Source organism: Saccharomonospora saliphila YIM 90502, from assembly GCF_000383795.1.
In the GTDB taxonomy this organism is placed as follows: domain Bacteria; phylum Actinomycetota; class Actinomycetes; order Mycobacteriales; family Pseudonocardiaceae; genus Saccharomonospora; species Saccharomonospora saliphila.
Genome location: NZ_KB912629.1, coordinates 43,496 through 53,462, shown reverse-complemented (window position 1 = coordinate 53,462; position 9,967 = coordinate 43,496). Strand labels below are relative to the sequence as shown.

General features: G+C 68.1%; 6 protein-coding genes and 1 tRNA gene. 2 read left to right on the top strand and 5 right to left on the bottom strand.

Going from position 1 to position 9,967, the window contains the following annotated elements:
- Positions 1–530 (top strand): class I SAM-dependent methyltransferase (locus SACSA_RS21435; protein WP_052328498.1); only part of this gene is annotated, 530 nt, incomplete at its 5' end.
- An 82-nt stretch (positions 531–612) separates the two neighbouring features.
- Here SACSA_RS21435 and SACSA_RS0104340 read toward each other — a convergent pair.
- The 5 genes from SACSA_RS0104340 to SACSA_RS0104320 all read right to left on the bottom strand — a co-directional run bounded on the left by SACSA_RS0104340 (position 613) and on the right by SACSA_RS0104320 (position 9,275).
- Positions 613–686: transfer RNA gene (locus tag SACSA_RS0104340), tRNA-Pro, on the bottom strand.
- Positions 687–715: 29 nt separating this feature from the next.
- Positions 716–1,657 carry a metallophosphoesterase gene (locus SACSA_RS0104335; protein WP_028661531.1) on the bottom strand — a complete coding sequence of 314 codons (942 nt, stop codon included), beginning with the start codon at positions 1,655–1,657 and terminating at the stop codon, positions 716–718.
- Between the two features lie 230 nt (positions 1,658–1,887).
- Positions 1,888–2,184 carry a hypothetical protein gene (locus SACSA_RS0104330; protein WP_019813824.1) on the bottom strand — a complete coding sequence of 99 codons (297 nt, stop codon included), beginning with the start codon at positions 2,182–2,184 and terminating at the stop codon, positions 1,888–1,890.
- Positions 2,185–2,268: 84 nt separating this feature from the next.
- Entirely contained in the window at positions 2,269–6,540 is a 4,272-nt protein-coding gene (locus tag SACSA_RS0104325) for a golvesin C-terminal-like domain-containing protein (RefSeq protein WP_019813823.1), read from the bottom strand.
- A 584-nt stretch (positions 6,541–7,124) separates the two neighbouring features.
- Positions 7,125–9,275, bottom strand: coding sequence for a transglycosylase domain-containing protein (locus tag SACSA_RS0104320; RefSeq protein WP_028661529.1), 2,151 nt, complete (start codon positions 9,273–9,275; stop codon positions 7,125–7,127).
- 289 nt (positions 9,276–9,564) lie between these two features.
- Between SACSA_RS0104320 and SACSA_RS0104315 the strand changes: the two genes are divergently transcribed.
- Entirely contained in the window at positions 9,565–9,861 is a 297-nt protein-coding gene (locus SACSA_RS0104315; RefSeq protein WP_019813821.1) for a WhiB family transcriptional regulator, read from the top strand.
- Positions 9,862–9,967: the final 106 nt, after the last annotated feature.

Sequence of the window (9,967 nt, the reverse complement as noted above, 5' to 3'; positions counted from 1 at the left end):
CCGTGACCACGATCGACTTCGCCGTCGCCGCCGAGACGGCGCTGCCGCTGCCGTCGGCCAGCGTCGATCTCGTCCACGCCCGGGGCGTGCTCGGCAGGCGGCCGGACCCGATCGCGGTGCTCACCGAATTCTCCCGGGTGCTGCGGCCCGGCGGCACGCTCGCGGTGGCCACGCCCGATTGGGGACGGGTGCGGCTCAGACCACGCACCGCCAACGTCGACGCCGCGCTGCGGGGCTGGTACCAGCTGCACCGGCGCGCGGGCGGGGACCCGTACGCGGGCAGACGTGTCGACGAGTGGGCACGGCGGGCCGGGTTCCGCGACATCCGCTCGCACACGCGCTACGTCGACGACTACGACTACCGCGGTCTCGCCAGAGACGTGGAGGCCGACCTCGCCGGAGCGGTCCGGACCCCGGACGGGGTAGTGGACCAGCAGCTCGCGAGCGCCGCGCGGTCGGCGTGGATGTGGGTGCGGGGCGGCCCGGGGGACGTCAGCCGGTGCTGGGTGGAGACCATCGCCGTGCGCTGACCGGCCCGGTCGCCGCGTGCGGAAGCCGGGAGCGGAACGAAAAAGACCCCCGCCCGATTTCTCGGACGAGGGCCTTCCTCCGTCGGGGTGGCGGGATTTGAACCCACGACCTCCTCGACCCGAACGAGGCACGCTACCAACCTGCGCCACACCCCGAAGTACTCCTCAGCGGGTCGTCACCCAGTTTAGCGGACGCCGCTGGCGGTTCGACGGCGGGCCGGGTTTCGTGCCGTGGTGGTGCCCGCACCCCGGCCGACCAGCGTCAATAGGCTCGCCTCCGGTGGGCAGGCGAACCGCGCGGGCGCGTACGGGGACGTGCCGAGGCCCGCGGAGACGTGCAGCCACATGTGCGCGCCCCAGCGTGACGCGCCCCGGGCGCGGGAGCGGTCCAGCTCGCAGTTGGTCACCAGCGCGCCCACCCCGGGCAGGCGGAGCTGTCCGCCGTGCGTGTGCCCCGCGAGCACCAGGTCGTAGCCGTCGGCGGCGAAGGTGTCGAGCACCCGTGGCTCCGGGGAGTGGGTGACGCCGATACGCAGCGCCGCGTCTCCCGCGGGCGGTCCACTGATGTCGGAGTAGCGGTCGCGGCGCAGGTGCGCGTCGTCCACACCGGCGGCGAACACCGTCTGCTCGCCCGCGACGACGCGGCGGCGCACGTGGGTGAGGTCGTGCCACCCGCGTTCCACGAACGCGGCCCGCAGGTCCCGCCACGGAAGCTGAGGGCCGTGAATGCGCTTGCGGCGGCCCTTCGGCATCAGGTAGCGAGCGGGGTTCTTCGGCTTGGGCGCGTAGTAGTCGTTGCTGCCGAAGACGAACACCCCTGGGCGGTGCAACAGTGGTCCCAGCGCGCGCAGCACGGCGGGCACGGCGCGCGGGTGGGCGAGGTTGTCCCCGGTGTTGACCACGAGGTCGGGTTCGAGCCGGTCCAGCTCGGCGACCCAGCGCTGCTTGGACTCCTGGCCGGGCAGCATGTGCAGGTCGGAGACGTGCAGCACGCGCAGTGGCCGCGCCCCCTCGGGGAGCACGGGAAGCTCGGCGGTGCGCAGTGTCCAGTGCCGCCGTTCGACGCCGACGGCGTACCCCAGCATCGCGGCGGCCGTGGCCGCCGTCCCCGTCATCAGGCGTTTCATCATCATCCTCGGGGTGACGTGTATCACCGAGACTACGTGTCGCGTACGGTCGATCGGCGAGGTTGTCGACCCACGTGACCGGTACGGACGCACGAGTTCACTCGATCAAGTGACCTCATGATGGCACAGCTCAATCCCTGCCCCTGTTCCTGCTCGTGCGCCACGGTCGTGGCCTTCCCGAGAGCGCGGGTGTCGGCGAGTGGCCGAACGCGATCGGTGCCCAGGCGCACTCATGGTTGCCGGTCGGATTCCCCGTCCGATGTCAGCGTGTTCGGCCGCTGTTGCCTGCGCAGTTCGGTGAGGGCGATCGCGAGCCGGAACACGGCCAGACACATCCCCGGGATCAGCACCTTCGCCCACATCTCCGCAGGCCCGGCGAGGAGGAAAATGAGCGCGAGTGAGACACCCAAGTGGGCCGAGAGGATCACGGCACGCAGGCGTCGGTTACGCCATCTCAGGGCAGCCAGCACGACAGAACCGATGGCCATCGGCACGAGGACCCAGATCATGAGCGCGACGCCGTGCATGCCACTCCTCTGCCGAACGTGGTGGAGCCGTGCCACGGTAGCGACACCTTTCGTGCGCTGCCACCGTGGCACGGCTCAGGCCCACTATCCGCTGTAGCGCGGATCGATGGGCAGGTCACGGTCCACGCAGAAGTGGCCGTTCTCCGGATTGGCGCCGGGGTCCATCGAGATCGTCATGTCCCATGGATTCCCCGAGCGAGCCGTGGCGGTGTCGCACGGACCGTACGCGTTCGGCCACGCGGGGAACTCCTGGTTCGGGTCCGGAGCCCTGCTGAAGTCCTGGAAGTCGCCCTTCATGACCGGCGCAGACGTGCCCGTGCGGTTGCCGTCCCGGTCGATCGCCCGACCGTTGTGGTACAGGTACTGATCCGGCATGTGGCTGGCCCGCAGGATCGGCGGCCCGTTGAGGATCCGCCGGACGGAACCGTCCGCGCACGCCCGGAAGTCGAGCTCCTGCCAGATCGGCGGTGCCTGCGTGTAGGCGCTGGCATCGCCCGGGGAGGCGGAGTTGTCGAAGAACATCTCGCGGATGTCCTCGACCATGTCCACGACCGGCTGGGCCACGGCGGAGTTGCCGTCGAGCTGCGAGACCCAGTCGCTCATGCTCTGCGCGGGGCCGTCCTCTCCGAGCATCGGCCGGTACCCGATCGACCCACCCGCCGTCGTCAAGGCGGCGACGCAGTCAGCGCTGGTCTCGGTCGGTTCACCGGCGTAGTTCGTCAGTGCCGGAGCCTTGCCCGAGTAGCTGTACGCCCGGCCGGGCAGCACCCCGTCCGACCACGGGTCCGCGCTGGTCCACGCACCGTTGTGCTCGTTGAGGTCACGCAGCCGGTAGCTCAGATCCGGTGCGGTGATTCCGACCACGTCGTAGTCCTCGACCACGGCGTGAAAGAAGTCCAGCACGAAATCCGGCAAGTGGGTGTCGGCCGTGCGGTGGTCGTACACGGCGTACTCACTCTCCGGGACGATGTGGCCGTTGTCGTCCGTGATGAACGAGACGGTCGCCTTCGTGCGGATCTTGTACCGCGAGTCGTCGTCGAAGTGCGCGGGCCGCTGATCGGACGTGGGCCGGTCGAGATACGAGTTCGCGAACCCGATCCAGCTCGCGATGCTGTTGCCGTCCGGGTGGTCGACCGGGTCCGTGCCCGCGCTGACAACCTCGTCCCGCCATTCCTGAATGGCCGACTCCGTGCTGGGCAGCAGGCAGTCCCCCACCATGGAGTCACACCGGGGCATCCCCAGGATGCTGTCGGCCGTCTCGATCGCCCAGTTGTACAGCGACTCTCGGGTCGCGAGGTTGCCGGCGAGCCAGCTCGACGGCGCCACGGTGTCGATGTCCTGGTCCTCATCGAACACCGCGACGGCCTCTACGCTTTCCTCGTGGTAGCTGCCGTCGATCGGGATGAAGGCCATCGCGTCGAACGCGATGTCCTCCTCACCGGTGCCGTCCGGCGTCACCGAACTGAGGGTCACCTCGGGAACGCCGTCGAACAGGAAAGCACCGAGATTGACCCATCGGTTGCCCTCACCGGGTTGTCGCACGATCCGTACCTGCTCGCCGTGAGCGGTCTTGACCACGTACTTGGCCAGATGCGTGTGCGCGCCGTGGTCCGGGAGCGCGACCCGCACCGCCATCGGGCCGGTGTGGGAGCGGTCGAGTTTCCAGGTCGCGTTGACCTCCAGTTTCCCGCCTTCGTCCTGCGCGGTTCTGGTGTGGGTGAACCAGAAGTGGCCGCCGAATCCACCACCGATCTGGTGAATGTCGATCTTGCCGGGATAGGTGCCGTCGGTGTGTTGTTTGAAGGTGAAGTCGAAGGTGCCCGCGTTGCTCCAGCCGCGGGGGCAGTCGGGGCGGATGGAGGGCACCCCGTCAGGGACGTCGTCGATGATCAGCGCGTTGTCCGGCAGGCCGGACAGGTCGCACCGGGGCGGGTAGCTGGTGGCGTCCTCCTGGTAGGCATAGCCCGGGTCGAAGCGGAGCAGTTCGTTGCCGCAGGAGTAGTCGCAATCCTCCTTCCAGGTGGAGGGTTCGTGGTACCAGCACTTGAGGTCGTACTGGCCCGAACTGTTGGTGTGCGCGCACGGGCCCGCGGGTTCGCCGACGACGTCGGGCGCGTTGGGGGTGAAGCTCTCCCCGGGCTGGCAGTCGTTGCTGGCGTCACAGAACTGGGTCACCGGTGGCTTGACGTTCTGCCGGTTGATGGGGCCGGTGGTGGCGTCGCCGTTCCACCAGGCGGGCCGGTAGCCCGCGACCAGCTCGCCGGGGGCTTCGAGCACCTCGACCGGGTGCCCTGCCCAGCCCATCACCTTCTCCGGATACGGCCAGTCCTGCGGGTGGGCGGCGTCTTCGTAGGTGAACTCCAGAAACGGATCACGGTTGGGCGGATAGATGGGGTTGACCGGGTTGTTGAACCAGCCCACGCCCCACGGAGAGCCGTCCCCGGAGTTGGGGTAGAACCCGGAGTTGTAGGCCCAGGCGGCGAAGAACCAGTTCTCGATCTTGGAAGGGTCGCCGTTGTTGATGGTCAGGCCGGCGTCCCGGGTCTGGTTCCACTTCTCGGTCAGAATCCGCAGGCCTGCGGCGATGTTGGCGGCGAAGTCCAGCGCCACGGCACGCTGGGTCTGATACGGCATCGCGGTCTCGCCGGGGCGTTCCTTGCCCGCCAGGCGCATCCCGTCGGTGACCTGGGTGACACCGTAGCCACAGTCGGCCTCGGCCCAGTTGATCGTCCAGTCGTCGGCCTCGGTGTCGTTGTAGTAGTCGATGCCGAAGTAGTTGCCGATCAACGGGTTGCCGGTCACGCCCGGAACGGCCGACCGCGCCGCCTGCCACAGGTTCGACTCCTGCGCGGCCACTCCCAGCATGATCTGCGCGGGCACATGCCCCCCACCGGAAAGTGCGCGATACGGGAACAACCCCTGCGGCGTGTAGGAGGGCATCCCCAGGTTCTTCCAGTTCTCCGGACGCCGCACGTCGAGCACGCCCCGCACGGCCTGGTCGACCGCCCACTCCACCTGACGCGGCTTCGGCTGCATCGCCTGGTTGCGCGGGTCCGCCCGCGGCACCGAGCAGTACCGATCCTCGAAATCCGCCGGGTCGTTCGGATCACCCAACGTCCGCACACCACCGGAACCGAGCGCGGGACTCGGCTCCCGGCCCGCAGTGGGGCCTTGTTCACCGTATCTGGCTTCGTCGGTGACCACGGAGAAGTCGACGGTCTGACCGGTGCGCGGCGCCGTCGCCTTGATCGTAACGGGTTCCGGCTTCGCTCCGTGGACGGTTGTCGTCCCGTTCACGGTGGCCGCGCCCTCCGGAGCGCGGGCCTTGGTCACCGAGGTGACCGCCAGGGTGCCCTGCATGGACATGCGCGCCCGTTTGGGCGCGTCGACCAGGGAGACACTGGCCGGAAGCGATCGGGCGAGCGGTTGCTTCTCGCCGGTGACGAACACACGCCCGCCTCGCGGCGAGGTCACGTTCACCGCCATGAGGTTGCCCCGCGCCAACGTCGTGCTTCGCACCGCGCGGGAGGTGTCCTCGGCCGGTGCGGTCGCGACGCGGCGGACGGCGGCCTGGTCGGTCCCCTGCCGTTCCATGAACACGACTCCGCCGTCGCCGTCCGGCGCGAGCCGGAACGGAACTCCCTCGGCGGGCGTCAACACGCGCCGAGTGCCGTCCTCGGCCACGCGGACCAGACCACCGGAGTCGGCGGCCACGATCCCGTCGCGCGTCGGAACGGGAGAGGTCAACTGACCCTCCACCTCAATCCGCGACGTGATCTCGGCCGTGGGGGCGTCGAGGCGGAGCAGCCTCGTGCGGCTCTGTTGCTCGCCGCGGCCCTGGGTCAGGAGGACCTCGTCGCCCTCGCCGCAGCCCGGGTTGAAGTAGGCCAGGCTGGTCTGCACCGGCAGTTTCGTCACGGTGCCGTCGGTGAGATCGACGGTGGCGGTGAACGCTCCTCGCCGCATCAGGTTCTTCTCGTTGGTGAACGTGCGGGGCGCGTACACCACCACGGCGTGCTCGCCCGAGCCCGTGACGCAGGCGTTGCCAATCCAGTTGTCGGCCGCGAAACCGGGCTCGGACAGGCTCGCGATCCGTTCCCACCGGAAACCTTCGGCGGCCTCGGCCGTGAGAAGATGAAATCCGTTGGCATCGCCGGTGGTGACCCACCCGACGTCAGTAGAGGTCTTCCAGTTGTCGCCGAGAACCGCCGCCCTTTTCTCGTGGGCGATCGCGTCGTTCTTGCCTGCCACCGGACGATCGGCGGCGATATCGGTGTCCGGTTTCGGCGGTTCGTTTCCGGCGGGAGTACCGTGGGCGGCGAGATTCAGTCCCGATGTGGCGATCACCATTGTCATCGCCAGCGTCAAAGCTCGGGATCTGTGCCGGCCACGTCCTGCTCTGAGCATAGTCGTCCCCAGATAGCTTCAACGGACAACGTCCGAACGGCTCGAAAAAAAAGCCACGCCACCGTGTCTCGGTCAGCGTGGCGATATCTCGGATAGAAGTGAAACCCGTGCGATAGAGCCCGTGCGGGACCGCTCACCTTGGGTCGCACCGACCCGCGCATCGGCTCGTCGCATGGGGAGTGTGCCTGTGATTCGTGGGTTGGTCGTCGGCTCGCCTGCCTTGGGATCGGGGCTACGTGCGCCGACCGAGTTAATCAGTCGGGGTCCCGGAAGGCGATCGTCCAACAGAGTTGTCAGCACGCCAGAGGTCAACCCGCCGTAGTCGGGACTTAGCCCGCACAGAGTATTTCTACGGGAGCGTCCGTATGGTAGGCGCCGATGCAGCGAGACGCTTTCCTTGTGCGCTTCGTGTCAGCGAGTATTCGCACCAGAAAATCGTCTGTAAAGGCACGGGTGTAAGAAACGCATCGTAAGTGATGGATGTGAGCGCGGGCGGTGTTGCGGTGTTTCGCGGGTCGACGCCGCCGTGTGGCTCACCGGATGTCGGCGTACTCGGGGTGGGGCTCGGGTAGCGGCATCACCGGCTCGCCCTCCAGAATTGGCTTCACCGCGCGGAACCACGTACGCGCCGGAGTCTTGCCGCCGTACATGTTGCCGAACTGGCCGTCGGTCGCGTGGACGTTGCCGGGGCCACCGTCATGCAGGCCGCCGTTGGGCGTGGTCGGGCGGAACACCATCGCCGCACCCGCGACCTGCGGGGTCGCTCCGATGAACGCCGCCGACCCGTGGTGCTGCGTCGTCCCGGTCTTGCCGATCATCGGGCGGCTCCAGTCCGCGTTCGACGCCGCCGCGTGCGCGGTGCCGCCCTCGTCGATGTCCTTGCTCATGCCGACCGCGAGTGTGTCGGCCAGTCCCTCGGGCACGACCTGTTCACACGGTTTCTCCTCGATCGGGCGCTGGTTCCCGTCGCGGTCGCTGATCTCGATGATCGGCGTCGGCGGGCACCACACTCCGCCGCTCATGATCGTGGCGGCCACGTTGGCCAGCTCCAGACCACTCGTCGGACTCGCGCCGAGGGTGAACACGCCCCGGCCGGTCGGGTTGTTCTCGCTCGGGCCGTAGAATTCGAGCTGGTTTTGGCTGTACTCCAGGCGCTCGGCGTCCGGATCGACCGGACCCCCCGCCGCGCTCGATGTCATGGTCTTGCGCAAGCCGAGCTTGTGCGCCATCTCCACGACCGGGCCCATCCCGACCTCTTCTTCCAGGATGACGAACGTGGTGTTCGGCGACTGCGCCAGTGCGTCCTGCAACGACATGGAACCGCTGTAGTCGCCCGCGTTCTGCACGCAGTACGACCGAATGCCCTGGGAGTTCGTGGGGCAGTGAGCAGCACCCCAGAGGAACACGTTCGACGCGTGGAAGCCGGGGACCGGAACGGTGTCGAAGATGCCGTACTCGCGCTGCTCCAGCGTGGCCGCGGCGGTGAAGATCTTGTAGCTCGACCCGGTTCCGGAGACGTTGATGATCTCGTAGGGCAGTCCGAGGGTGGTTTGCCCCTTGTCGGCGTTCGGGCCGTAGTCACGGTTGGCCGCCAGCGCGAGCACCTCGTGTCGTTGCTTGCCCGGTTTGACCAGGGAAAGCGTGTTCGCGACGTTCGGCTCGTCCTTGTCCACCTCGGCCGCAGCGGCCTCGTTGGCCTCGTGGTTGGCCTTCCTGTCCAGCGTGGTGCGAATGGTGTATCCGCCCGTGAACAGTTCGTCCTTGGTCATGCCGTGCTCGTAGAGGTACTCGAGCACGTACTGGCAGAAGAAGCCGCTCTCGGCGCCGGTGCAGTTGGCCGGGTCCTTGTCCGGACCACCGGGCAGCACGCCCAGCGGTTCCTTCTTGATGCGCTCGGCGTCCTCGCGCGCGAGTTTCTGGTTGTCGACCATCGTGTCGAGCACGATGTTGCGCCGGTTCTTCGCGCCTTCGGGGTTGTTCCACGGGTCGAGCACGGCCGGGTTGTTCACCGCGCCCGCGAGCAGCGCCGCCTGGGCGACGTCCAGCTCGGCCGCCGTGGTGCCGAAGTAGGCCTTCGCCGCCGCGCCGACCCCGTAGATCTGGCGCGAGAACTCGACCATGTTGAGGTAACCGGTGAGGATCTGTTCCTTGCTCATCTTCGTTTCGAGCTGCACCGCCACGCGCGCCTCCTTGAGCTTGCGCGCGATGGAGACCTCCTGGGCCTTCTGCTGGCCGTACGGGTCGTCGCGGTAGATGACGTTGATCAGGTAGTTCTTCACGTACTGCTGGGTCAACGTCGAGGCGCCCTGGGTATCGCCACCCGAGGTGTTGCTGATCGCGGCCCGGAGGGTGCCCTTCCAGTCGACCCCGTGGTGGTCGTAGAAGCGCCGGTCCTCGACCGAGATGAGCGCCCACTTCATCGCGTCGGAGATCTCGTCCGGCGCGATGGGGATGCGGTACTGGTCGTAGACGGTCGCGATGCGCTCACCGTCACGGTCGGTGATGTTGGTGACCAGGGGAGGAGGTTCGTCGGCCAGCTCGGACGACATCGACTCCACCGTGTCGCTGGCCTGATTGGAGACCACGCCCGCGGCGCCCACGACCGGGAACAGGAGTCCGGCCGTCAACACACCCGCGAGCAGGCACAGGCCCAGCAGCTTGAACAGACCGCTCCGGTTACTCACGCATCCAGGGTACGCACGCGCCGGTGTGATCGCCGTGACCCGTTCCGCTGGTTCCACCAGTGACGCGGCGGCGACCGAGCTGTCGTCGTCACGACGACATCTGATAACAAGGGCGGAACAGGGTTGGCGGACGGAACCACAGAGTCCTACAGTCCGTCAATATCTCACGTGAACGGTTCCGGGGAGGGGCCGTTCGGAGGGAACGTGAGCACGTAAGACCTGCTCGCGGGGGGCGCGGTCGTACGCTACGTCCTCCGCCCGCCGGTCATGACAGGTAGGAGCTGGGGGTATGAGTACCGACCACACCGACTGGCGCGTCCATGCCTATTGCAGGGATGTCGACCCGGACGGTCTGTTCGTCCGCGGTGCGGAGCAGAACCGGGCGAAGCTGGTCTGCATGGGGTGCCCGGTGCGCACCGAGTGTCTGGCGGAGGCGCTGGACAACCGGATCGAGTTCGGTGTCTGGGGAGGCATGACCGAACGCGAACGGCGCGCTCTTCTGCGCAGGCGACCCGACGTGACGAGCTGGCGCGACCTGCTCGAGGCCGCGAAACGGGAGTTCGAACCCGTCCAGCGCGTGTCCTGACGACAGCGTTTCCCGCCGGATGAGACACCGCCGGGGCGACCCCGGCGGGTGGCGTGCGCCGGGCTCGCCCCGGCCGGGTCAGTCGCCGCCCGCGAGCCGGGTGCCG

What these genes read in the sequence shown, in the direction of transcription:
- SACSA_RS0104335 (WP_028661531.1), bottom strand. Translation starts at nt 1,657, where the DNA reads ATGAAACGCCTGATGACGGGGACGGCGGCCACGGCCGCCGCGATGCTG.
- SACSA_RS0104330 (WP_019813824.1), bottom strand. Translation starts at nt 2,184, where the DNA reads ATGCACGGCGTCGCGCTCATGATCTGGGTCCTCGTGCCGATGGCCATC.
- SACSA_RS0104325 (WP_019813823.1), bottom strand. Translation starts at nt 6,540, where the DNA reads ATGACAATGGTGATCGCCACATCGGGACTGAATCTCGCCGCCCACGGT.
- SACSA_RS0104315 (WP_019813821.1), top strand. Translation starts at nt 9,565, where the DNA reads ATGAGTACCGACCACACCGACTGGCGCGTCCATGCCTATTGCAGGGAT.